Below are 22,697 nucleotides of genomic sequence, written 5' to 3'. Positions count from 1 at the left end.
ATCGAGAAGAGCGTATGGTTTTAGAAATTTTGAAAATTACAGAATAAGAGTAATGACCCATTGTGGATGGGATGGTGTAATTAATCGAGTGAGATGAATGCTGATCCCCCGTTTATGAGGTAGAGCCGAAAAATGGTGGCCCCACCCTGACTTGAACAGGGGACCTGCCGATTATGAGTCGGATGCTCTAACCAACTGAGCTATGGGGCCATTTGAGATGGGCTCGAAGTACCTGAACAGGTTTTTCGAAGCGGGGCGAAGTATAAGCACTTTTTTTGTGCTTGTCACCCCACTTGCACACGCTTTTAGTGTGCGGGTGGTTTGATTGGTTAAAAATAAGTCGCCTTGCTGCGTTTACCGATTATCCTCATGCTCGCGGTGAGCGTGAGCAACAAGATGAGCGTGGCGTTCAGCGCGCCTCCGCCGCCACCGCTTGAGCCTGCATTGTTGCCTGAATCACTGTTATTGTCATCTTTAGTGGTGGCCACGGTAATGGTGAGCTCGTCACTGGCACTGGCGCCAAACTCATCGGTAGCGGTTAAGCTCAGGGTGAGGGTTGTCGCCGTGCTCGGGGCGGTGAAAGATGGGGTCAGGCTGTCTGATTCAACCAGTGATACGTTTTCGCCCGCTGTTTGTTGCCATGAGTAGGTCAGCGCGTCATTTTCAGGATCGCTGGCAGTGGCGTTTAACCTCACCTGTGCACCTGCACTAACGGTTTGGTTAGCACCTGCATTAACCTGTGGTGACTGATTGGATTCATCATCGCGAATAGCGATAGTGGTAGTGGCGATATCACCTACGCCATTGTCTGCGGAGCCGGTCAGGGTGATGATAAGGGTTTCGGTTTCTTCATTAATCTCATCATCAAAAAGGGTGATGGCAATGACTTTGTCTTGATTATCGCCGTCCTCCCAACTGAGATTGCCGGAGACAGGCTCAAAGTCGTCGGTACTGGCGCTACCCGCGCTGACGTCGTATTGAATCTGCAGCGTACCCTGGCTGCCGCCGACACGTGCAACGTTAACATTATAGACACCAACGGTTTCGGCTACTTCAAAGCGTTCACTGCTAAAATTGGCAACACCTTGATTGCCGCGGGTGCTGTCAATATTGACCTTGATTAACCCTGCATCGCCAGCAATATTACCCGTAGAAGGATTCATCAGGCGAACAAAAAACTGTTCGACAAATTCATCTTCTTCGTTTGCAGTAATTTCAATCTCAATGGGCTGATTGGGATCTTCAGGAGCATTCCAGGTTAACGTACCGTCGCTGGCGGTGATATCGGTGTTATCAGCCGAGCCGTAAATAATGCGGTAATCCACATTGATGTTAGCTGTGCCCGTTCTTTGCACAGGTATACTCAGTGATTCGCCCGGTTGTGCGGTCATCTTTGCGTCGCGAAAACCGACGGAGGTTCCATCGCTATTAGCTGTGTTATCACGAAACAGGTACAGACCCCCCTGAATGTCGCTAACCAGAATATTACCGCTGGGTAAAAAAGGGTAAACACCCCAGGCGCCATTAAACGAGGCATTATCAGAGGAGGGGAAGGTATCGAAAAAGCCCGCCTCTTGCGGCGCCGTGGGGTCGGTAATATCTAAAACAGTCAGGCCGCGCTCATAATTGGACATATAGTAGCGGTTGCCTTTGGCGTAACCGTTATGATCAATGGCGCGGGTGTCGCCTTGCCAGGTGGCAACCAGGCTAGGAACGGTCAAATCGCTGATATCGAAAACATGTACAGCGGTATTCAGATTCAGTGACGATTCGTCCAGTTCGTCATGCACAAACAAATATTGGTTGTCGTCGCTGGTCCAGCCGCTGTGGGTGTACGCCAGGTTAGGGTAAGTAGCTTCGCCAATTTCCCAGGGTAATTCCGGGTTGCTGGTATCCCATAAACGTACGCTTTCTTCATTAAAATCCAGAATAACACTACAGGAAATAGAGCTATTGCCCCGGCAATCTTCACGGGCGCGTTCATCAGTGACGAAAAAGCCCGACACATCGTGGGAATAGTCTGTTCTGGTCGCTATGTCATTTTGATAAGCGGGGGAGGGGCTAGCCGGTGAAGTAAGCCGGTAACTTCGCCATGCGCCAAAATTATTTTCCGAGCCTGCGACGATCAACTCAGAGGTGCTGTCGGGTAAAGAAATGTTCAGGCCATAATCCACATGCGAGACATAAATATTATGCGCTCTGGCATCGTCATCCAGTGATTCAATTTCACTGATGCGATCGGGTAGCTGACTTAAATCAATGATACGCAGGCCTTCACTGGCACTATCTGCGCTGACATATGCATAGGCACGCCAGCTATGAGTTGCGCGGTTGAAGTACTGATAAACCTTGATGTCTCGCCAGGTGGTGGTGGCTCCCTCTATGGAGCCAATGATAGTGGGCGACTCCGGCTCAGTCACATCGATGACCGCGACACCGCGACGTAACCCGATCAAGGCGTATTCGCGCATGGTGTTAAGGTCAACATGCCCCCAAATGTCGTTGGCCGTGGTGGAATTGGTTGGTAAGTCCGCCAGAGGCAAATGCGCAAGCAATGCAATATTGCGACAGCTGAAACCAGCCGCGACACCATCCACGCAATCGGCGCGACTATGGCGCTGTGACATCTTTGTGACCGCCTGGGTAATCTGTTGGGACACTGCCGAGGCCGTTTCCTGTTTCCCGTCTGCGATTACATTAAACCCTTTACGTGCAAGTTGTCCGGCAAACGAGACCGGCACCCCGGATAGTACGGTGTCATACATTGCCGGATTTTGAATTTGGTAATGATCAGATTGACTGTAGCCGCCCTGTACCTGCACCAGTTCACCAATCAGATAAAATAATGTCTGCTCATCAACTACCGCGTAATGGCCAACAGATACCAGGACTTTGTCGCCTTTGTTGGCCTGGGCAGCGGCATAAGCGATGGATTGACAGGGACGAAAGCGGTTATCACAGGCACCTGCATCGTTGCCATTAGGGGCAACGAAACGGGACTTGTCATCTTCACTATGTGCGTGAACTGCTTGACTGATGGCAACACAAAACAGCACAATCGCAGCGGGTAGGTAACGCTTTAAACTAAAACAACGCAAACACTTCTCACTATTCACTTTTCACTTTGATAATAACCTATTAAAATTTAGCAGAGCGGTAATTAATTGTGCAGTTTTTGATGCAAACTTCTTTTTGTTCTTTCATAGTTATACTGTGTCTGGCGTTGGCCGGATGTGATAGCGCATTCTTTACTAATCCGGGCGCAGGGGAAATTCCGGTGTCGGTTAAAAGAATGAATACCTCACAGTGTCCCTTTGAGATTAAACTGGCGGGCGAACGCTGGCAGATTGAATATCTGGGTTTTTACGTCAGCGAACCCGAAGTGCGGGTGGATGGACGCTGGCAACGCATCAAATTTAAAGAGTCACCCTGGCAAACACCGGACATAGCCTTACTCAAATTTCACAGCAACTGTCAAAACGCTAACGCCACCAATACCAGCCTGAAGCTTGAAGCCACCAAAGAGTTAATGAAACTGTCAACCGCTTTTCGTTTTACGTTAGGTTTGCCCTTTGCTGAAAATCACGCTAACCCGCTGATACAACCCTCGCCGTTAAATGACAGTTCCATGTTCTGGTCCTGGCAAGATGGCCACAAATTTTTGCGTCTGGATCTACGCCAAAAACAAAATGCCGAGCATACCTTTTCATACCATTTAGGGAGCGTTGGCTGTGTGTCTGACTCGGCGGTGCGACCACCGGAAAAATCCTGTACCTTCACCAACCGGGTCAATGTGATCCTGCCGATGACACAACTGGATTATGATCTGGCGCTGGAAGTGTCATTACCGCATCTCATCATGCAGACCAATCTGGTTGAGTCGGACGGGTGTAAGTTTGAAGCTCCCGATTCAGGGATATGCGGTCGTCTGATGAAAAACCTGCAAAGTCGGCCATGGCTAAGCTGGGATTAATCTCTGCGTTCGCTGTATTGATTACAGTGCTGGCCAGCGCGTGCCAGCCGCAAAGTACACCCTATACCTTTAACCTGCCCGAAACGGTTCCGCCGCCAGTAGTTCCGGTCGGTAATCCTCTCACCGAGGAAAAGGTCAGGCTGGGACGGCGGCTATTTTATGATACCGCACTCAGCGTAAATCAAACCCAGTCCTGCGCATCCTGTCATCAGCAGCAATTTGCCTTCGCCCAAGCCACTGTGCACGCCACCGGGGCAACCGGAGATAAAGTCTCGCGAAATAGCATGGCATTAGTTAATGTGGCGTACAACAGCGCCTTCACCTGGGCACACAATGGGTTTGCCCAGATCGAACAGCAGCTGTTGATTCCCTTATTTAATGAATCGCCAGTAGAGCTGGGAATCACCGGGCATGAAGATATTATTCTCAAACGATTAACCACCCACGAATATGAGCGCTTGTTCGACGCGGCTTTTGCTACCAAAACGCCCAATTTCGATAGGATAGTGAAAGCGCTGGCCAGTTTTGTGCGTTCAATCACTTCGTTTAATAGTCCCTTCGATCAGTATGCCTATCAGGGTGACGATAGCGCATTAACCCCACAACAGATTAAGGGAATGAATTTATTTTTTTCCGAACGTACAGAATGTTTTCATTGTCATGGTGGGGTTAACTTTAGTCAGTCCAGTACCCACACCGGTCAAAGCCTCGTTTTGCAACCATTTCATAACACGGGTATGTACAATGAAGATGGTCAAGGCGCATATCCTTCCGACGACCAGGGATTGGTTCGCATAACCCATAAGCAGGAGGACATGGGCAAGTTTCGCGCACCAACGTTGCGAAACATCGCCTTAAGTGCGCCTTACATGCATGATGGCAGCATTGCCTCGCTGGCAGAAGTGATTGAATTTTATGCGCAGGGGGGGAGTGAGCAAGGCAAGTCCAATCCACACAAAAGCCCCTTTGTAAAAGGCTTTGCGCTAACTGATGAGGAAAAAATCGCGCTGGAAGCATTTTTAAACAGTTTGACGGATAATTCGTTTTTGACAAACCCAGCGTATGGTCCACCCTTAAACTGATATATAAAGGGCAAAATGTTAATGAAATGCTGTATCTAGTAAGTGCATTTAGCCTGGTTCTTTGGTATCTTTTGTCTGCTAACAGTATTACCAAGCCAGTATGGAGATAATAATGACAGAAAGACCCTTTCTGGTAAGCGGTCGTAACACCATCATTCACAAAGTTAGAAAGTTAGATTTGCTAATTGTTAATGGTGACGAAGATCCCCCTATCATAGTTACGTACAAAGGTATCAAGCGCTACGAAGGAAAAATTCCTGAGAATAAGCGCGATGCAAAAATGATGGATTTAGAATTAGTGGATGTTACTGCTAGCGATGTGTTTGGCGATGAGAAAACACTGCTGTTTATCCAGACGCTAAACGGTAAAGAGTATAAAATCGATTACAGTAAAGCGAACACCAATATGTTCATCAAAATTCACCAGGACAGCACATTTTAATTCAGGTGAATTTCCGGCAGGGGGCATTAAAGACGTTGTCCCCAGTGGGTCGGAATGCTTTGGTTAAAGCCTGTAATGATGTTTGACTCCCCCTTTATTTGCGAATACGTGGGCTGATAAATGGTGAAACGACATATATCAATAGGTGTCACCTCAGAACCGTTTACCCCCTCAATCACACCAGCCATCTGCAATCCTTTCGCCACTAACTCTGAACAAAACCAGCGACGGGTATCCTCTTCGTTATAAGTCAATCGACTTAACCAGGGGTGGCGATCAAAGCAATCAACCGTCGCCCCAAACAACTGAAATAAATCATACGGCTTATTCTGCTGCAATTGCATGTAGTCTATAAACCGTTGTTGATTGGCGGTAAAACTGTGGCGCGCTTCTTTGCTTAACGGTAACCACCAGATATCTCCGTTATACTCGCTAATTCGTTTACACAGTTTATTGATCGCCACACCAACGGTTTCTAATGAAAGCATTGCCTCAATAACGTAGCTGCACGTACAGCCAGTATCATCACCGTCATTGGCTTGATTCAGTACCATGGCCACGTGGGTGACCTGCGATTGCGTGGTTAGCTTTACCCAATTGGAAAGTATGGCATTACCGCCAAACGCAATGATGTCGCCTGGCTGGATCTGATCTTTAATCTGTTTATATGACTGTTGAGTAACCATAGTGCATGCGCTGTTGTTATTTTTACTATGCCTGCAGCCCTGGTAACAAAGTGTGTTGACGCTACGTTGAATTACCTGCCTGGCCGACAGTTAGTCTGCCTCAGTACCCCGTTAATCGCAACACCGCAACCAAACGCGATTTACCGAATTTCGCACGCATTCCAAGCCGCTTTTGCCTATTTTTGAATTACCTTTTTCGTTGGTGGGAAAGGATACACAAGAGGAAAGCGTCATGAAAAAACACATAGCATTTTTTACAACTTTGCTTGCAACAGCGGGCTTAACAATGACTAGCGCTTCGGTTAGCGCAAAAAGCGTTCCTTACGAAGCTGAACTGAAAAAGGTGTGCTACGCCATTGCTTCTGGAAATAAACTCAAGTTTAACCGTGCGGTAAAAAACAGCAGAATTAAATTTCGCCAGCTGAACAAAGGGCTACGTTGTAATGGTCAGGATATGCTGACGTTTGCCGGCAACTATAATTCACAGCCTATGTACGTGATGATTGAGCGTAAAACGGGCGGCAAAACCAGAACCCTGACTGCAAGCCGATGATCATGGCTGCATTGCCTCTGATTACGCCCTCAGAGGCAGTCTGTTTGAAGTGATATGAACGATAAAGCTTTGCGCGTCGGCATGATTGCATTGCAATCAAAAAACACGGCAGCTGAATTGAAGCAGCGATTAATTGATATGGCCATATTTGATGCGGTTGAAATGGTCACGTCTTCTGACTTGCCTCAGCAAAAGCCTGCACATGTAACCTTGTTTTGCGATCTGGCCACCTGGCAACACACCTCGCTACTGTTTCATCCTGTAGAACGTCTGGTTCTGCTGGGCGCTGATAACCATGATGCATTACAGGCATTTGCGCAAAATGCATTTTGCTTTTTGTCGACGCCCTTAGTCGAAGAGCAGGTTGCCAAAGTGGGGATGCGGTTAAAACAGCAGTTATGCAGTGATGAAATTGCGTCAAAATGGCGCGCCATTCAGCAAGGGCTCAGCCAACAACTGGGGATCCCGGCCGCCGCTGTTTCTGCACGTATTGCCCGCTTTTTTGATGCACAAAAGGGTAATATGCTGGTGTTAAAAACGCTGACCAACACCGTCGTGTTAGCCTGGCAGGATATTATCAAGATTCATGCTGAAGGCGATTACATGAAGGTCATCACCCGACAGGATGAACTTTATATCAGAAGCAGCCTAGGCACCTTACTTAAAACGCTGGATAACCATCACTTTTTAAGGATCAGCCGCTCAGTAGCAGTAAACCTTCAACATGTTGAGAATGTGATTTGTACTGACAAACGAAACCATTTTGTGAAATTTAAAGATCATTCTGTAGAGAAGTTTTCTACCCGCTGGTTTGAACAATATCGTAACCAACTTCACTAACAATCAGTTGTAAGCTGAATTTTTACATCATTGGAGACGGATTTACGCTACCATGAACGGATAGATGACTAGCTGGTTAGCGGGGCGTTATTAAACATTATCTGGTGGGAGGGCTAAGCATCCTACTCTGCTATCTGGGTGGAGAGATGTTAGTGGTGCAGTTTTCACTGCCGTTGCCCGGTGCGTTGCTGGGGCTGGGGTTACTCTCTGCGCTGATGGCGTTGTCTAAAGCACTCGCCCGCGCCATAAGTCGTGCAGCACAACCGATCTTGGCTAATATGTCGTTTTTCTTTATTCCAGCCGTGCTGGGTATCGCCATTTACTGGTCAATTCTGCAGGCAAACCTGCTCGCCATATTGTTAGCCATTGTTGGCTCAACGGTGGTCAGCTTAGGCGTAAGCTATTGGCTAGCAAAGAAACTGTTGTCACGCCAGTCCGACGAGATACCATGAGCGAAATTGTTATTCAGTTTCAGCAGGTGGCGGCAAGCATACTATCGTTAAGTGGATTGTTCTGGATAGGTATTACCGTTACCATTTACGTGTTTTCAAAGCGCATTCATACCTTAACCGGGAATCATCCACTGACATTACCTTTGGTAATTAGCGCACTTGTCCTGGGCGGTTTGCTGTTTGTATTGGACGTACCTGTGAGCGAGTTTCAACGCGCAACCAGTTTGATCCATTGGCTGTTGGGGCCGGTCACAGTCGCTCTGGCGGTACCATTGCACCATCAATATCAACGCATTGCCGGGCTGGGCTGGCGACTCTGGGTGGCGATTGTCGCCGGTGGTGTGATTGCACCCGCATTAGCCTGGTTCACGCTCTATCTGTTTAACGCGCCACTGATGCTTTCAATGACCATGTTAGTAAAATCCATTACCACACCTTTGGCAATGGAAACCGCTGCATTAACCGGAGGCGTACCCGCGATCGCTGCCGTGTTTGTTATCAGTACCGGGGTGGTGGGCGCTATGGTGTGTCCGTGGGTATTCAAGTTGCTGGGGGGTAACAATCCGGCAGCGCAGGGCGTGGCGCTAGGCACCGTGGCGCATGCAATTGGCACTGCCAAAGCGTTACAACTGTCTGAACTAACCGGTGCGCTGGCCGCGATATCGTTGTCACTTAATGGCGTTTTGACTGCATTTGTACTTCCTGTCCTAATTTCAACTTTAGAATAATGGACTTTTAGCCGATAAATGCTATTTGTTATTACAGTGAATTTTTCTGTTAGTTATCCAACAGTGGTACAGTCGTTTAGAAAAAATAGCTTACCCCACGCTTATAGACATTCAGGAAAGGCAATACCCGAAAGTCACCTTTACCGTTAAAGGATGGTAGTAAATCTCAATGTATTCAGTTTTAGTTTGTGATGATTCATTAGTTGCCCGTAAACAGGTGGCTAAATGCCTGCCTCAGGATTGGGATGTCGCTATGCATTTTGCAAAGCATGGTGGCGAAGCCATTGAAGCCCTGCAACAGGGAAAAGGGCAATTGCTGTTACTTGACTTGAACATGCCGGTAAAAGATGGCTACCAAACCTTAGAAGCCATTCAACAGCTCAAGTTATCTACGCAAGTAGTGGTGATTTCAGGTGACATCCAGCCAGAGGCGCATCAACGTGTCACCCGTTTAGGTGCAATCGATTTTATTCAAAAACCGGTGAAAGCTGAAAAACTACGTGAGGTATTAATCAAACATAACATTCTCACAAGTGATGAGCCCGCCGAGGAAGAGAGTTTACTGGACCCTGACGTGCGTGATTGCTATCAGGAAATTACCAACATTGCCATGGGGCAGGCGGGTGACCATTTGGCCCGCATTATGAACGTGTTTGTGCGCTTGCCCATTCCTAACGTAAACCTCATCGAGGTGTCTGAACTGCACATGATGCTTTCTGATATTGAGCAGCACGAGCAGGTCACAGCGGTTTGTCAGGGTTTTTTGGGCCCCGGGATCCGCGGGGAAGCATTGTGTATATTAAGCGATTCCAGTTTCGAGGATGTGGCGAAAATTCTCGATATCAAACAAGAAGTCGATGATCAAATTCAGCTTGAGTTACTAATGGATGCGGCCAGTTTGTTAATCGGCACCTGTTTGACAGGGTTGGCTGAACAAATGGATGTTAATTTCAGCCAGGGGCATCCTGTGGTACTGGGGCAGCATCGGGTCATCACCGATATCATCAATATGAACCGGGTAAACTGGCGGCGTACTTTAGCCATTGAATTAAGCTATGGCCTGGAGGGGTATAATGTACAATGCGATTTGATTCTATTATTCACCGAAGATTCCATGAGTACCATGAATAAGAAACTTTCACATCTGTTGGAGGATGAGTAGTGGCCAATGATGCGCTGGATGATTTAAGAGAGTTTCACTGGATGGCAGACATGCTGCAGTCCGTTGATGTGGGCATTGTGGTGTTGGACAGGCAATTTAAGGTGCAGGTGTGGAACGGGTTTATGGAAAGCCATAGTGGCCTGCTGCCCAGCGAGGTTCAACAAAAATGCCTGTTTGATTTATTCAATCATATTGAGGAAAGCTGGTTTGCGCAAAAAGCCAAACCTGTGTTCGAGTTGAAGACCCGTGCATTTATGACCTGGGAACAGCGCCCGTATCTGTTTAAGTTTCCCAACTATCGGCCAATCACCGGCAGCGAACCTTTTATGTATCAAAACATTGCATTGTCACCGCTAACCTCAACTACCGGCAAAGTGGACTTTATCAGCATGATGATTTACGACATGACAGATATTGCCAGTGGTAAAAAGCAGCTTGAAGCGCTGCAAGTGAGTGAGAGCGAGGCGGCTGAAAGAAAGTCTGCCCGTTGAGGTTCTGATGAACCTCAATACTTGCTAATCGCTGTTTTCGGCTTGTATATTAGCGAATTAACCTCATTGTACTTTTCATTTCCTTACGCGAAACGCATTATTATTTCATGAACGTAAAATCACTCTTTATTTTTGCTCTGCTGACACTGGTCTGCTTATTTGATTTGCAGAAACCGGTGAGGGCAGAATTTACCTGTGACATCGACTTTGCCTATGGGATCCTGGTAACCCAGGATCAACTACGGGTACTAGACGAATCACGCACCGTTATGCAAATTAATAATCAGTCTCAGCTTTTCGTCGAAGGTCGCTGGATCAAGTTAACTGACGATGATACTGATCTGTTGCATGAGTATGCGTCCGGCCTGCATTACATTATTCCAAAGATGATCATTTTGGCGACTGAAGGCGTTGAGCTTGCCATTGAAACCATCGACCACGTTTATCTGGGCCTGGTGGGTAGCGATCATGAGAGTTACGAAAAAATCAGGATGGCAATGGAGCGTGTTCAGCAGAAGGTGAAGGACAAGTTCCGCCATACGGGGCCTTATTACGCGATAGGTCCCGGTTCATTAGAAAGTGTTGATGAGTTTGTTGACAGTGAAATTGAAGCGCAGTTAGAAGAAGCCATTTCAACGTCTATTGGTGGTATTTTGTCAGCCATTGGCGGTATTAATACCACGGATCCAGAACTATCCAGTGAGAAGGTAGAGCAAATTTCGCGTCAACTGGAAGAAATGGGTAAGCAGATAGATAAAGATGTCGGCCCACGTGCTTCTACTCTGAAAAACAAAGCGAAGTGGTTCTGCGATACGCTAACTGACTTAAATAAAGCGGAAGACCAACTCAGACGCAATATTCCGCAATTAAAGGCGATAGACGTCATCACGGCCGATAAGTGGAAGGGGTAAGCGTCAAAAAAATTTACAGTTGCTCAATTCCGCTTTTATGAATTGGTTATAGATCAACAAGTTAATATTTGGCACAGTACTTGTTTAATATTTTGATACCGTATTTTGACGTTTTAATGGCGATTATTCTGGTTAAATTGTTGCCATTTATCGGGTACGTTTAAATTCGTTTCGTGAAGTGAAATCCCGGTCTGGTTAGCCGGGATTTTTTATGCCTGCAGGTTTCTCCCTGTCCACGTTGACGGGAACTCGTCGCTATCGCTTAGCTGAACAAGCGCCAAAACGGGTTGGTATCACACCAACGCGCTCAGCAAACTGTTTAGATATCGATGACCTTTTGGGGTAACTTGCCACTGGCTATCAGACATTGTTAACAACTCCTGTTCGCAGGCCTTATCCAATTCTGCTGCTTGCTGATCAGAAAGGCGGGTTCCGGTCAAAGCTGCAAAGTCCTCAACCGGGCAGGGTTCGGTTAATCGAAAACGGTTCATAAAAAATTCAAATGCCAGGTCATCCTGCGTTACTCTGTTAACGCGATCAAGATACGGCCGCGCTAAGTCCATATAGCCGCGGGGGTGTTTTACTTTAACCGTACGCTCAATAATTCCTTGTTCTGCCTGCGTTATCTTGCCATGTGCGCCGCAACCTATTCCCAGGTAATCTCCGAAACGCCAGTAATTAAGGTTGTGTTGACATTGTTTACCTGGTTGACTGTACGCCGATATTTCGTACTGGTGATAACCATGTTGTTTCAACAAAGCATGGCCCTTTGCCTGAATGTCCCACAGGATATCATCATCAGGCAATGTGGGTGGCTTGGAGTAGAAGGGCGTATTGGGCTCAATGGTCAACTGATACCAGGATAAATGGGGTGGTGCCAGTTCGATGCCAGTGGCTAAATCAGTTAGTGCATTGTCGATGGATTGCTCGGGTAATCCATGCATTAAATCCAGATTGAAGCTGGCAAGGCTAGCACCCTGCGCAATGCTGATGGCACGTTTGGCTTGTTCGCTATCATGAATGCGACCAAGAATTTTTAAATGTTGGGTCTGAAAGCTTTGTACACCCACTGACAAACGATTGACGCCGGCTTCCACATAGCCGTCAAAGCGCGCTGACTCCATGGTACCCGGATTGGCTTCCATGGTTATTTCTGCATTGTGGGTTAAGTTAACTCGCTGGCGTATGCCCTTGAGTAAATCGGCAATACCCTGTTCTGAAAACAGACTGGGGGTACCACCACCGATAAAAATGGTTTCAACCGGACGCTCGCCGACTAATCTGGCATCCACCGCCAAATCATCCAACAGGTGCTGTATGTATTCTTTTTCGGGAATGGTGGATTTCACCCCGTGCGAATTGAAGTCGCAGTAAGGGCATTTTTGAACGCACCACGGAATGTGCACATAGAGACTCAGTGGAGGATTACGCAAACACTTGCCTCATTTGCTGCATCAGCGCAGTGAGCGCTTGTCCACGGTGGCTGATCTTATTTTTTTGCGCTTTATCCAGTTGCGCAGCAGTACATTGGTGCTCGTTGACATAAAACACCGGATCATAGCCAAACCCTGCCGAGCCCTGCTGCGATTGGGTAATTGAACCATGCCATGCGCCCTGGCTGATGACAGGTACCGGATCATCGGCATGACGCATCATTACCAGCATACAAAAAAAATAGGCGTTGCGGTTGGTCTGACCGTCAAGGCGATCAAGCAGTAAATCAATATTATCCTGATCGCTGGCATCGATGCCGGCAAACCGAGCCGAGTAAATTCCCGGAGCACCATCCAGCGCCTGTACCACAATGCCAGAATCATCAGCAATGGCGGGTAAGCCGGTTACTTTGGCCGCGTGGCGCGCTTTAATGATAGCGTTTTCAACAAAAGTGGTGCCTGTTTCTGGCACGTCACTCACACCCAATGTGCCCTGGGGGATAATTTCTACACCCAGCTCACCGAATAAAGTTTCAAATTCACGGATTTTGCCCTTATTGCCAGAGGCGAGCACTATCTTTTTAGGAAAGGTGGTCACTTTTTCCCCTTTGTTTTCGTTTTTGCTTTTTTCTTTTTACGAATGGTCGAAGGTGGCTTATGTTTGGGTCTGAGTTCGTCGACAACCCGCGCCTTAAGCGGTTCGTTCATATAGCGGCCCACTTTACCTATCATTTCAAAGTCATGCGCCTCAATTAATGAAATCGCTGTGCCTTTGGCACCAGCACGGCCAGTACGGCCCACGCGATGTACATAAACATCGGCGGTGCGCGGCATGTCGTAGTTAATCACGTGGCTGACATTGGGAACATCAAGCCCTCTTGCAGCGACATCCGTGGCCAGCAGTATTTTAACTTTACCCTCTTTAAACGACGCCAGCGCGGCATTACGCTTATCCTGTGGCATTTCGCCCTGTAGCCAGCTGACATGCAACCCGTTGGACATCAGTTTGCTTTTAAGCATATCCAGGCGGTCGCGGGTTTTGATAAATACGATGGCGTTGTCTATCTGGTTAGACAGAATATGCACCAGTAGCGCATCTTTGTGTGCTAAATCGTCGGCAAGATGGTACCACTGATGAGTCTTGGCTTTTTCCTTGCGGGACGGATTCGCGGTAACTTCTACTGGATCATTTAAGATATCAGATGCAAAGCGTTTTACTCCGACACCTTCCAGAGTGGCGGAAAATAGCATGTTTTGTTTGCGCCACCGGGCTTCGCCGGCAATTTGTCCGACGATACCGCCAAACCCCATGTCCAACATACGATCGGCTTCATCCAGAATTAAACATTCGATATTCCGGCAATCAGCATGTTCGTTATTAATATGCTCAAACAGGCGGCCTGGAGTGGCTACCAGAATATCCAGATTCTTGCTTAAAGTCTCATTGTCGGTACCGTAATTGATGCCACCCGTTATAACACCGCATACCAGATCGGTATACTTGGTTATAGCTTTCGCCTGTTCATACACCTGTAAGGCTAATTCCCGGGTGGGAGTCAGTATCAATATGCGCGTTGCACCCGGCTCACTGCGGGGGAAATCCAACAGGTACTGGCAGGCGGGTAACAAAAATGCGGCCGTTTTGCCTGTGCCTGTGGGGGCCGATGCCAAAATATCCTTGCCTTCCATTGCTGCAGGAATCACACTTTCCTGAATGCTGGTGGGGCCAGTGAAGTTCATATCAGCCAACGCGTGGCATAATTCTGAATCCAGATCCAAATCTTCAAAAGTCATATAAATGCAGACAGCCTGATAAATTGGCTATTGTAGCATTGTTATCCGCCTGTGCCGCCTTTGTCTGCAAGAATTTGTGAAATTACCTGCAATCGTTGCTTATTCAGTTCCGTTTTAATTGCACCGCCTTTGTAACCCGCTTTGACTATCGGTTGTGTGTCTATATTTGCCGCCGCGTTCAGCGCCTGTAAAATCGTGGTCTCGCGATGATTGTGTTGCTGCGGTTCAACGCAGGACGCGACATTAAGCAATGCTTCAAAACGCGAAGGTTTGCGCCAACTGTCGGCATGGTTGAAGAGGTTGAGTAGTTGCTCAGCAGTTAGCGAACCCGCTAACGCAAACGCGTATTCAGCTGCAAGTAAAGCTAATTCCGAAAACACATTTGGCGCTTTTAAACGTTTGCACAAGGATGCTGCTTTAGCGGCAGACAACTGGCTGGTCAATACGGCAAAACGCTCGTGCGCACTGTACCCACGTTTGGCCGATAAGGCTAACCCAGCGTACGCAGTGTTGTTTAATGCGGTCAATTCCTGCAACCAGGGATACAGGCCATTGGTCTGCGATAAAGTGGTAAAATAAACCTGTGGATCCTGCTCCTGCAAACTACGCTGGGTCTCGTGCCATACCCGCTCGGCTGACAGGTGATCCAGCTCATTATGGACCGCTACGGTTTGCATAAGTTGTAGAGTCTCTTCGGCAATGGTGAATCCCAGATGGGCATAACGTGCAGCAAAACGAGCAACACGGAATACCCGCAGGGGATCTTCAATAAATGCCGTGGATACGTGTCTGATTATGCGACTGTCTAAGTCGGTCAGGCCGTTAAAGGGGTCGATCAGGTTTCCATCGGCATCTCTTGCCATAGCATTAATGGTAAGATCGCGACGCAACAAATCCTCTTCAAGAGTAACGTCAGCACTGGCATTACAGACAAAGCCGGTATAACCCTTGCCAGATTTTCGCTCAGTGCGGGCCAGTGCGTACTCCTCTTTGGTTTTAGGATGTAAAAAAACCGGAAAATCTTTGCCAACCTGAGTGAAGCCTTTATCCAGCATCTGTTCTGGCGTTGCGCCCACAACGACAAAATCTCTTTCAGTTACTTTCCGGTTTAGCAGTTCATCACGCACTGCACCACCTACCAGATAAATTTGCATGCCTTTCCTTCGTTACCGATTATTAGTCATTGTCATGGTTGCACACGGCCAGATCTGGCGTATTCGATATCGCCATGGACAACAGCTGATAGTATGCCTGAGTGAAAATACTAAGAATAGTCGAGTAATCTTTTGACATCTGTATTGGCTGTGGTTAGTTTAGTTCGCGATATATTTCAGACACTGTAACAGGCATGTACCTTAATTATTTTGGATTAAACGACAACCCGTTTTCCATCGCACCCAATCCGGATTATCTTTTCATGAGCCCGCGTCATAAAGAGGCATTGGCTCATCTGACATTTGGGCTGCGAGAAAGCGGAGGCTTTGTGATGTTAACCGGCGAAGTCGGCACCGGTAAAACCACGGTATCGCGCAAACTTTTGCAGCAATTACCTGATAACACGCAGGTAGCGATGATCCTTAATCCCACCCTGTCTGCCATTGAATTGCTCGCCACGGTTTGCGATGAATTGGGCATTGAGTGTGAACTGGATAAAGCGAGTCTGAAATATTTTACTGATTGCATATTGGCCAAGTTAGCCAATAATCATCACGCAGGTATCAACACCGTGCTGATGATTGACGAGGCCCAACACTTGTTACCCGAAGTATTAGAACAGCTGCGTCTGTTGACCAATCTGGAGACCAATCGAGACAAATTGCTTAAAGTGGTGCTGATTGGTCAGCCTGAACTTCAGCAACTGCTTAAACGTCCGGAGCTGCGCCAGCTCTCTCAACGAATTACTGCACGCTATCATCTGTTACCTCTAAATGCCAACGAAGTAAGTGCTTACGTAGAACACCGATTGGGCGTGGCCAAAGGTGATATCAGCCTGTTCAGCAAGTCTACACTTAAAGCTATCCACCGCATTACTGCGGGGATCCCAAGGGTAATAAATTTACTGTGTGACCGAGCTTTGATGTTGTCCTACACCAAGCAGAATCCCGTGGTCAAAAAGCCGATTTTTCTAGCTGCTGCCAAGCAAATACTCGGCGACGATGTGGTGGGGCAAAGATTGCGTCATCAGCATACGCTGTGGCTGGGGTTATCGTTTTTATCTGCACTGATAGTGGGTTATCTGCTGGGAGCCTGGTATGTCTGAACGTGTCTTGATTGAAAACGTCAAGCCAGGCATGGTGATCTCACGGATCACCCAGCAGAATGGCCCGGTCTCCATTCAAAAGTCAGGACTGGTATCCAGTGATTCGATGGTGCAGGGTTTGGCAGAGATGGGCGTACTGGAAGTGGAAATTGATCCGGATTTAACGGTGCAGCTCGCGCCAAAAGTCAGTTATCAAACACAAACCCAGGCACTGTTGCGCGGGCAGCACGACACAGCGGCTAAAGCGGTATCGTCGATGGATAATGCGGTGTCGGATCAATTCAACCGCAGCTTGTTTTTACCCACGGTTCAATCAATGCCGTCTGTCTGGCAGCAATACACTAAAAATGCGGCACTGTACTTATTTATTGTAGTGGGTGGCCTGGCGATGGGATTCAGTGTCGGCAGTGCTGAACGTTGGTGGCCCGCGTTAACGGCATCGTTTTCAGAAGCACAACCGGCCAAAACAGCTAGTGCTGATAACGTGGTTGAACAACCCGCAAAAGACGCTGAACAAACCGACCCGCTAAGCACAGACACCCAGAAAGACAAACCCGCATCGCCTTCTGCGACGACAACGGCAGCAAGGCAAAAAGGGACAGAGAGCGCGCTTCCGCAAACCCAACAGTCTGACATGGGGCAAAGTGAAGAGCGGCCTGCGGCACCAATAACAAAATCAGAGCCCGCCTATGAAGGAAAAGTGCTCAATGAACCGGCTGAGAAAAATGTGGATGTGTCGCCCGAATTGATGGCCAGGTTTAACGAGGCGGTAAAAGCGTTAGACACAGAAAAACAAACCCAGGCGCCACCGCCCAAGTCCAAAGTTAACGTGCATTCTGATGTTCCCCGCGTTGATCAGCTTCCGGTGAGGTTATTAACACGATTGCCCAGTATGAATTTCAGCGCGCACATGTACGCGTCTAATCCACAGGATCGCTGGGTCAGAGTTAATGGCAAGCAGTTAGGAGAAGGCGATTGGATCACAGACCGGGTGCAGATTGTCAATATTGAAGGGCAGCGAGTTATTTTAAACTTCGAAGATGAGCTGTTCAGCATGGCTGCATTAACGGATTGGTAGTAGAGAACAGCGCATTTTTAGAAAAATGAATGTTTCCTCTGTAGCGCTGCAGTCCAGTTGCCTTCTGGCAGGAAATTTTGAACGTGCTAATTTGAATCCGATGCGATCAACCATTCGATGGCATCGGGAAAGCGTTTCGACCAATCGAGTTCACAATGTCGGCCAAGGTCATCTTTAACCAGTTTAAGCTTGTGTTGCTGCTTGCCATACGCTGTTTCAAGTAATTGCGCTAATTGATTTACTCTTGCGTAGTCGCCGTATTCAACCCAACCCATATCAAAGTAAATTTTGCTTGCAGAAAGCTGCTTGTTCTTTAGCGCAGCAAATAGGACGTTTTCGCCGTCCTTATTATGGATATCCAGCGCAGGAGAAAATGCCGCTACGAACGAGAAAACCTTACCGTGTTCAATGCCAGCATAGAGTGCCATCAGTCCCCCTAGTGAACTGCCTGCAAGACCAGTTTGTGATTGCAGCGTATTAAACTTACTATCAATAACGGGTTTAAGAGTATGTTGGATGAAAGCAATGGTCGCGGCTCCTTTCCCTTCAACCTGTTTTCCCTCACTGTTTAAGAATGGCCACGGGTTATATTCGGTCCAACGCTGTTCACTGTTGGGCACTGCAACAACAATCATTTCTAAGTCTTGTTCGGACTCAAGTTTGGCGAGTCTTTCGTCTATTTGCCATTCGTCACTATACGATGTCGCGGTATCAAACAGGTTTTGCCCATCTAACATATACAACACGGGATAGCGTTTATCAGACTGGGGGGAGTAAGACTGAGGTAAATATACGGCTATGTCATCGAAGCGCTCAAATTGCGGATTGTAAATCTGGCGTAAATATTTAACTGTCCCTGTCACTGTGGACGAACGTTCTTTTATCGGGCTGTCAGTATTCCAGGCTGGCAGGGAAACCTGTATTTGCGATGTGCTGTCGGCAATGCTGCGATGGAAGGTACACAGACTTCTGCCATCCAGTGAAGCGGGCATATTGCGCCAACTTTTATTTTTTACAAAGGTAAAAAAAAGCTCCCCTTGCTCGACATTCAGATCCGCTTGTAATCGACCCTCCACCCACTGCAACTGCTCAGCTTCGTCACCGTCTAATTGCCAGTCGTTAAAATTTCCCACAATATGAATGGTGTCCTTTGAAGAATAGGATGCAGGCGGCTGCACAATAAGTTGCAAGCCAGTCTCCGAAGCGAGTAATGCGGTGGACATCATTAAACCAATAAGTAGTGTCATCGTTAATTTAAAACCTAAGTAGATGCTTAATAGATACTAACCATTTTTTGGAGAATTTAAACAAAATCTGCAACGGACTATCAGTTGAGGAGAATTGAGACAGCATGTAACGGGTAGGCTAAGTAACTTCAGCTCGGTCTAACGCCGTTTTCATTCAGGTACAGGAGGCATCGCAGATTTGGATAAGATCTTCAAACCCTGAAGCAATGCGCGCGGCATCCTCTTCATCAAATTTCACTGAAGGTATTTCAGCGAGATCTAAAGGATTCTGGCCGTTAAAGAGGGATAGTATATCGACCCTGAAGGTACTCTCATAGGGTGTGTCTGCTAATTGCAGGGGGAGGGAAAGTTCCGTATAGTTTTCATCGAAGCCTATGTGATACACCAGTGAAATGGTATCCTCCGAATGACTCAAATAGCCCTCAAACAAAATAAATTTATACCCTGCTTCCCAATTCCACGCCATCCGACTGTTTGGATCCAGATCGCCGACATTGAGAATCGTAGCATTGGCTTTTTCATCTACGCCCACTCCAAATGTGATCTGTGAAAAAGCATACGGCTCATTAACAGTTAAGTTGATTTCGTAAAATCCATTTTCGTTATCAAACCTGACCAGGTGATAGCTGTCCGGTACCTGATAAACGTGTTGCTCGGCTGACAACCTGATGTTACTTAAGTAAAACTGAAAGTCGCGAATTTTAAAATGACCGTTTCCTCCGGGATTCGAATAACGATATTCATTGAATACTAAAGGCTGTGGACCCACAAAAGGAAGAAATCTAAGGGTGATTTTTTGCGGCTTCGGAGGTTGTTCCATACAGGCCGAGAGCACGGTAACTATAGCCAAAATAAGGAAGATTTTTTGTGGGATATTCATTTGGCTGGTGCCTCTTTAAAAGGGTCGGAAAAACGTATGTCGCTGAGGAATTGCTCATCGGTTAACGTGTGCAAAAAGCTAATAATGGCTCTTTCTTCTTTTTCAGTGAGGTTCAGGCTGATGGTACTACCTTGATGATTGTCAATATTATCCGCCTCAACAATCAGTGGGCTTAGGGTTTCACTGAACTGGATGCCACCATTATAATGATTTAGTACCTCTTCGAGGGTGTTAAATCGCCCATCGTGCATATAAGGAGCAGTGACGGCAATATTTCTCAGCGTCGGTGTTTTGAAAAAGCCTCGATGCTCAGCTTTACCCGTCACCTCTGAAAGGCCAGCAAGGAGTGCCGCGTCGTTGTCCAGACCATTGTTACTGAAACCATCGAGTTGTGCTGTAAAACCGCTGGTTAGAAACTGGCTATGGCAGTCGATGCAATTTCCCCCCCTTAAACTTGCTTTTGTGTCAGGGTGGGCCATGAACAGCTTTCTTCCCAATTCTTCTTCTTCAGTAAGAGATATTTCCCCCCGTAAATATTGGTCATATCGTGAATTGGCAGATATCAAGATACGTTGAAAGCTGGCGAGCGCCTTCGCGATAGCCTCATTGCTGATCCCACCAAAGGCAATACCAAATAGCGCGATGTAGGTTTCATCCCGCGACAGCTCCTTTACTAATAAACCTAAATCCTGAGCCATCTCATCAGGATGTTGAATGGGTAAAAGTGCCTGTTCTTCCAGACTGGTTGCGCGACCATCCCAGAAAAAACGCTGGGGGCCCCACATCAGGTTGGCAAGGCTCATACTGTTAAATGCCAGCGGTTTGCCCGAAACTCCCACGGAGCCTGCCAGCCCATCCGTAAATGCCAGTGCTTGTTGATGACACGTAGCGCACGAAATCTGATTAGTTCCTGAGAGACGGGGATCGTAAAACAGTCTTCTGCCAAGCTCGATGGATTCTTTTGTAAGCGGATTGTCAGTTGGGATCGTAAAGCGGCCAAACACAAAAGGGACATTAAAGGTTTCCACGGGGCTGGGCGCGTCATAACGAGGGGTCGTTAAAATAAAGATACCGAGGACGCCCGCTATAAGTAAAACCACCCCTCCCCAAAGGATCCTTTTACGCACGGAAATCAGTGGTGATGCACAAAACCAGAGCCAAATAATGCCTCGATATTATCGATTCCTTTGTTAAACTTATCCTTAAAGTTTATCTCACCGAGACGTTCACCGGTTTGCAAATCATGCACGGTTAGAGAGTGATGGTTGACCTTGGCAATAAAATCCACATCTGTTGGGTCGTTGTCTGCTGCATTACCCAAATTCAACAAGTTGTTTTGTATAGCGATTAACTTTCTGCCCGATGCCGTGGAATAGAAAATCATGTGGTGGGCACCGGGTTCCGCCTGAATATCCTCGCCGCTTGACACAAGTTCAGGCAAGCTATTGAGGCTGTAGCGTTTCACAATTCCAGGCAGAGCGTGGCTAATAAATAATTCGTCTTCCGTTCCATATAATTCCAGCGGCACGCCTGTGCCAGCGGTTGCGCCATCGTAAAGCTTTTCTGGAACTCCGAAAGATTTGTCTGATTCATTATATGGCACTTTCCAGGTCTCGAATCCAAACATGGTGTTGACCAGGATTGCTGGTTGAGCGTTTTTAACAATACTTGGTCTTACAAACAATACTTCAACCGGGGAAGATGGGAATCCCACGGGTTGGGCGTCTTCAGTTACTATATTTTCTATCGGCTCCATTTTGTTAAGATCAATAATTGTTAACGCATTACCCACCCCTGTTGCCAAATCGGGATGAATAGTAGAGGTAACAACCATACGATCGCCGTAAGCGGAAATACCATGGGGAAACATGATATACGGTTCATTTTCACCCACTTTGCTTTTGCGGGCTTCAATCACTTTAATCACACTGTTGTCCTGCGGGTCAAATACGCCGACTGACCCCCCATCGGGTTGTTCGGTACCCGTGCCTCCCATGAATGTCACAAACATATATTCCTTGCCATTTACACTGTGCCACATGATATCTTCACCCACGACCTGACCTTGGGTATCAAGACATTCCACGTCAGATACAGCGGGCGCGCCAGTGGAATCGCGAACAAGGGAAATTTCAGCCAGACTGCATTGAGAACCCAGCCCGGTGGCGTATAACCGGCCATTTGGACTGTAGTACAAGTGGTGTAATGGCGCATCAAACTCGGGCAGTTCGTATTCATACAGGATTTCACCGAACTTTGCCGATTCTGGATCTAACTCCAGTATGGCAATGCTATCTTTGGTATTTAAGGTAGGTAAACCACTTAACAGTACGATGCCCTGGGTTTTTTCATTATTACTTTGTGCAATGACCTCCGTATCAGGTTGGTCTGCAGAGGTATCTGTGCCAGCTACATCAGTTGCTTCTGAGCATCCCAACATGAATGTAAAACAGCTGATTAGGGTTAGTAGTTTTATGTGATTCATTATTTTCTTCAGGGGTTGCTCTTGAGCGTATAAACAAGTGTAGTAACACGCCTTTTATATAGCAATTTACCCTTCTAAACTGCACTCGGTTAAGACGCCACAGCCTGTCCACATTAGTGTCCGCATTCAGCGCGCACCTGTACGCGTCTAATTCACATAATCGCCGGGTGAGAGTAAACGACAAGCAACTGAAAAGAGGG

Annotated in this window: 22 protein-coding genes and 1 tRNA gene; 12 read left to right on the top strand and 11 right to left on the bottom strand. The window is 47.3% G+C overall.

Features of this window, described 5'->3' with window-relative positions; genetic code table 11:
• Positions 1-133: 133 nt before the first annotated feature.
• Together HCJ96_RS04875 and HCJ96_RS04870 are read right to left on the bottom strand one after the other, a co-directional pair.
• Positions 134-210 (bottom strand) — tRNA-Ile (locus HCJ96_RS04875).
• 119 nt (positions 211-329) lie between these two features.
• Complete coding sequence (locus HCJ96_RS04870; RefSeq protein WP_169209904.1) at positions 330-3,098, bottom strand: choice-of-anchor B family protein; 2,769 nt, start codon at positions 3,096-3,098, stop codon at positions 330-332.
• An 80-nt stretch (positions 3,099-3,178) separates the two neighbouring features.
• On the opposite strand from HCJ96_RS04870, the gene HCJ96_RS04865 reads away from it, so the two are divergent.
• From HCJ96_RS04865 to HCJ96_RS04855, 3 genes are all read left to right on the top strand, one after another.
• On the top strand, positions 3,179-3,973 hold the full coding sequence (locus tag HCJ96_RS04865; protein ID WP_169209903.1) for an MbnP family copper-binding protein: 795 nt from the start codon (positions 3,179-3,181) through the stop codon (positions 3,971-3,973).
• Complete coding sequence (locus HCJ96_RS04860) at positions 3,919-5,055, top strand: MbnH family di-heme enzyme (protein ID WP_246261123.1); 1,137 nt, start codon at positions 3,919-3,921, stop codon at positions 5,053-5,055. Before HCJ96_RS04865 ends, HCJ96_RS04860 begins: the two co-directional genes overlap by 55 nt.
• 112 nt (positions 5,056-5,167) lie before the next feature.
• Positions 5,168-5,497 carry a hypothetical protein gene (locus HCJ96_RS04855; RefSeq protein WP_169209902.1) on the top strand — a complete coding sequence of 110 codons (330 nt, stop codon included), beginning with the start codon at positions 5,168-5,170 and terminating at the stop codon, positions 5,495-5,497.
• A 26-nt stretch (positions 5,498-5,523) separates the two neighbouring features.
• On the opposite strand, the gene HCJ96_RS04850 is transcribed toward HCJ96_RS04855, so the two are convergent.
• Positions 5,524-6,183, bottom strand: a complete 660-nt coding sequence (locus HCJ96_RS04850) for a C40 family peptidase (RefSeq protein ID WP_169209901.1) — start codon at positions 6,181-6,183, stop codon at positions 5,524-5,526.
• Between the two features lie 232 nt (positions 6,184-6,415).
• On the opposite strand from HCJ96_RS04850, the gene HCJ96_RS04845 reads away from it, so the two are divergent.
• The 7 genes from HCJ96_RS04845 to HCJ96_RS04815 all read left to right on the top strand — a co-directional run bounded on the left by HCJ96_RS04845 (position 6,416) and on the right by HCJ96_RS04815 (position 11,320).
• Complete coding sequence (locus tag HCJ96_RS04845; protein ID WP_169209900.1) at positions 6,416-6,736, top strand: DUF3718 domain-containing protein; 321 nt, start codon at positions 6,416-6,418, stop codon at positions 6,734-6,736.
• Between the two features lie 54 nt (positions 6,737-6,790).
• Positions 6,791-7,576: a LytR/AlgR family response regulator transcription factor gene (locus tag HCJ96_RS04840; RefSeq protein WP_169209899.1), complete on the top strand. Its 786-nt coding sequence runs from the start codon at positions 6,791-6,793 to the stop codon at positions 7,574-7,576.
• Positions 7,577-7,722: 146 nt separating this feature from the next.
• Positions 7,723-8,028 (top strand): CidA/LrgA family protein, encoded by a 306-nt coding sequence (locus tag HCJ96_RS04835; protein ID WP_169209898.1) that lies wholly within the window; start codon positions 7,723-7,725, stop codon positions 8,026-8,028.
• The gene (locus HCJ96_RS04830) at positions 8,025-8,756 is read left to right on the top strand and encodes an LrgB family protein (RefSeq protein ID WP_169209897.1); all 732 of its coding nucleotides are present in this window, start codon (positions 8,025-8,027) and stop codon (positions 8,754-8,756) included. Before HCJ96_RS04835 ends, HCJ96_RS04830 begins: the two co-directional genes overlap by 4 nt.
• Positions 8,757-8,925: 169 nt before the next feature.
• Positions 8,926-9,918 (top strand): response regulator, encoded by a 993-nt coding sequence (locus HCJ96_RS04825; protein WP_169209896.1) that lies wholly within the window; start codon positions 8,926-8,928, stop codon positions 9,916-9,918.
• Between the two features lie 41 nt (positions 9,919-9,959).
• On the top strand, positions 9,960-10,409 hold the full coding sequence (locus tag HCJ96_RS04820) for a PAS domain-containing protein (RefSeq protein ID WP_169209934.1): 450 nt from the start codon (positions 9,960-9,962) through the stop codon (positions 10,407-10,409).
• 107 nt (positions 10,410-10,516) lie between these two features.
• The gene (locus HCJ96_RS04815; RefSeq protein ID WP_169209895.1) at positions 10,517-11,320 is read left to right on the top strand and encodes a YggN family protein; all 804 of its coding nucleotides are present in this window, start codon (positions 10,517-10,519) and stop codon (positions 11,318-11,320) included.
• Positions 11,321-11,613: 293 nt separating this feature from the next.
• On the opposite strand, the gene hemW is transcribed toward HCJ96_RS04815, so the two are convergent.
• The 4 genes from hemW to HCJ96_RS04795 are packed head-to-tail and all read right to left on the bottom strand — an operon-like array spanning position 11,614 to position 15,701.
• Complete coding sequence (gene hemW / locus HCJ96_RS04810) at positions 11,614-12,753, bottom strand: radical SAM family heme chaperone HemW (protein ID WP_169209894.1); 1,140 nt, start codon at positions 12,751-12,753, stop codon at positions 11,614-11,616.
• Positions 12,746-13,351, bottom strand: coding sequence for an RdgB/HAM1 family non-canonical purine NTP pyrophosphatase (gene rdgB, locus HCJ96_RS04805; RefSeq protein ID WP_169209893.1), 606 nt, complete (start codon positions 13,349-13,351; stop codon positions 12,746-12,748). The genes hemW and rdgB overlap by 8 nt, the downstream gene beginning before the upstream one ends.
• The gene (gene srmB / locus HCJ96_RS04800; RefSeq protein ID WP_169209892.1) at positions 13,348-14,547 is read right to left on the bottom strand and encodes an ATP-dependent RNA helicase SrmB; all 1,200 of its coding nucleotides are present in this window, start codon (positions 14,545-14,547) and stop codon (positions 13,348-13,350) included. Before srmB ends, rdgB begins: the two co-directional genes overlap by 4 nt.
• A 41-nt stretch (positions 14,548-14,588) precedes the next feature.
• Positions 14,589-15,701, bottom strand: a complete 1,113-nt coding sequence (locus tag HCJ96_RS04795; protein WP_169209891.1) for a tRNA nucleotidyltransferase/poly(A) polymerase-related protein — start codon at positions 15,699-15,701, stop codon at positions 14,589-14,591.
• 194 nt (positions 15,702-15,895) lie between these two features.
• Here HCJ96_RS04795 and HCJ96_RS04790 point away from each other — a divergent pair, with 194 nt between their 5' ends.
• Both HCJ96_RS04790 and HCJ96_RS04785 read left to right on the top strand, forming a co-directional pair.
• Positions 15,896-16,807 (top strand): ExeA family protein, encoded by a 912-nt coding sequence (locus tag HCJ96_RS04790; protein WP_169209890.1) that lies wholly within the window; start codon positions 15,896-15,898, stop codon positions 16,805-16,807.
• Positions 16,800-17,885 carry a general secretion pathway protein GspB gene (locus tag HCJ96_RS04785; protein ID WP_169209889.1) on the top strand — a complete coding sequence of 362 codons (1,086 nt, stop codon included), beginning with the start codon at positions 16,800-16,802 and terminating at the stop codon, positions 17,883-17,885. Before HCJ96_RS04790 ends, HCJ96_RS04785 begins: the two co-directional genes overlap by 8 nt.
• An 86-nt stretch (positions 17,886-17,971) precedes the next feature.
• On the opposite strand, the gene HCJ96_RS04780 is transcribed toward HCJ96_RS04785, so the two are convergent.
• From HCJ96_RS04780 to HCJ96_RS04765, 4 genes are all read right to left on the bottom strand, one after another.
• Positions 17,972-19,132 (bottom strand): alpha/beta hydrolase, encoded by a 1,161-nt coding sequence (locus HCJ96_RS04780; RefSeq protein WP_169209888.1) that lies wholly within the window; start codon positions 19,130-19,132, stop codon positions 17,972-17,974.
• 154 nt (positions 19,133-19,286) lie between these two features.
• Positions 19,287-20,012, bottom strand: a complete 726-nt coding sequence (locus HCJ96_RS04775) for an MbnP family protein (protein WP_169209887.1) — start codon at positions 20,010-20,012, stop codon at positions 19,287-19,289.
• Positions 20,009-21,112, bottom strand: a complete 1,104-nt coding sequence (locus tag HCJ96_RS04770; RefSeq protein ID WP_211162684.1) for a cytochrome-c peroxidase — start codon at positions 21,110-21,112, stop codon at positions 20,009-20,011. Before HCJ96_RS04770 ends, HCJ96_RS04775 begins: the two co-directional genes overlap by 4 nt.
• Before the next feature lie 32 nt (positions 21,113-21,144).
• The gene (locus HCJ96_RS04765; protein WP_211162683.1) at positions 21,145-22,452 is read right to left on the bottom strand and encodes a hypothetical protein; all 1,308 of its coding nucleotides are present in this window, start codon (positions 22,450-22,452) and stop codon (positions 21,145-21,147) included.
• Between the last annotated feature and the right edge of the window lie 245 nt (positions 22,453-22,697).

Source organism: Alteromonas ponticola, from assembly GCF_012911815.1.
Taxonomy (GTDB): Bacteria; Pseudomonadota; Gammaproteobacteria; order Enterobacterales; family Alteromonadaceae; genus Alteromonas; species Alteromonas ponticola.
The sequence above is the reverse complement of the archived record's forward strand: the minus strand, read 5'-3'. Positions and strand labels throughout refer to the sequence as shown.

Bases quoted from the DNA above. Each gene is read 5' to 3' on its own strand.
- HCJ96_RS04865 (WP_169209903.1), top strand. From the start codon at position 3,179: ATGCAAACTTCTTTTTGTTCTTTCATAGTTATACTGTGTCTGGCGTTG.
- HCJ96_RS04860 (WP_246261123.1), top strand. From the start codon at position 3,919: ATGCGGTCGTCTGATGAAAAACCTGCAAAGTCGGCCATGGCTAAGCTG.
- HCJ96_RS04855 (WP_169209902.1), top strand. From the start codon at position 5,168: ATGACAGAAAGACCCTTTCTGGTAAGCGGTCGTAACACCATCATTCAC.
- HCJ96_RS04850 (WP_169209901.1), bottom strand. From the start codon at position 6,183: ATGGTTACTCAACAGTCATATAAACAGATTAAAGATCAGATCCAGCCA.
- HCJ96_RS04845 (WP_169209900.1), top strand. From the start codon at position 6,416: ATGAAAAAACACATAGCATTTTTTACAACTTTGCTTGCAACAGCGGGC.
- HCJ96_RS04840 (WP_169209899.1), top strand. From the start codon at position 6,791: ATGAACGATAAAGCTTTGCGCGTCGGCATGATTGCATTGCAATCAAAA.
- HCJ96_RS04835 (WP_169209898.1), top strand. From the start codon at position 7,723: ATGTTAGTGGTGCAGTTTTCACTGCCGTTGCCCGGTGCGTTGCTGGGG.
- HCJ96_RS04830 (WP_169209897.1), top strand. From the start codon at position 8,025: ATGAGCGAAATTGTTATTCAGTTTCAGCAGGTGGCGGCAAGCATACTA.
- HCJ96_RS04825 (WP_169209896.1), top strand. From the start codon at position 8,926: ATGTATTCAGTTTTAGTTTGTGATGATTCATTAGTTGCCCGTAAACAG.
- HCJ96_RS04820 (WP_169209934.1), top strand. From the start codon at position 9,960: ATGGCAGACATGCTGCAGTCCGTTGATGTGGGCATTGTGGTGTTGGAC.
- HCJ96_RS04815 (WP_169209895.1), top strand. From the start codon at position 10,517: ATGAACGTAAAATCACTCTTTATTTTTGCTCTGCTGACACTGGTCTGC.
- srmB (WP_169209892.1), bottom strand. From the start codon at position 14,547: ATGACTTTTGAAGATTTGGATCTGGATTCAGAATTATGCCACGCGTTG.
- HCJ96_RS04795 (WP_169209891.1), bottom strand. From the start codon at position 15,701: ATGCAAATTTATCTGGTAGGTGGTGCAGTGCGTGATGAACTGCTAAAC.
- HCJ96_RS04790 (WP_169209890.1), top strand. From the start codon at position 15,896: ATGTACCTTAATTATTTTGGATTAAACGACAACCCGTTTTCCATCGCA.
- HCJ96_RS04785 (WP_169209889.1), top strand. From the start codon at position 16,800: ATGTCTGAACGTGTCTTGATTGAAAACGTCAAGCCAGGCATGGTGATC.
- HCJ96_RS04780 (WP_169209888.1), bottom strand. From the start codon at position 19,132: ATGACACTACTTATTGGTTTAATGATGTCCACCGCATTACTCGCTTCG.
- HCJ96_RS04775 (WP_169209887.1), bottom strand. From the start codon at position 20,012: ATGAATATCCCACAAAAAATCTTCCTTATTTTGGCTATAGTTACCGTG.
- HCJ96_RS04765 (WP_211162683.1), bottom strand. From the start codon at position 22,452: ATGTTGGGATGCTCAGAAGCAACTGATGTAGCTGGCACAGATACCTCT.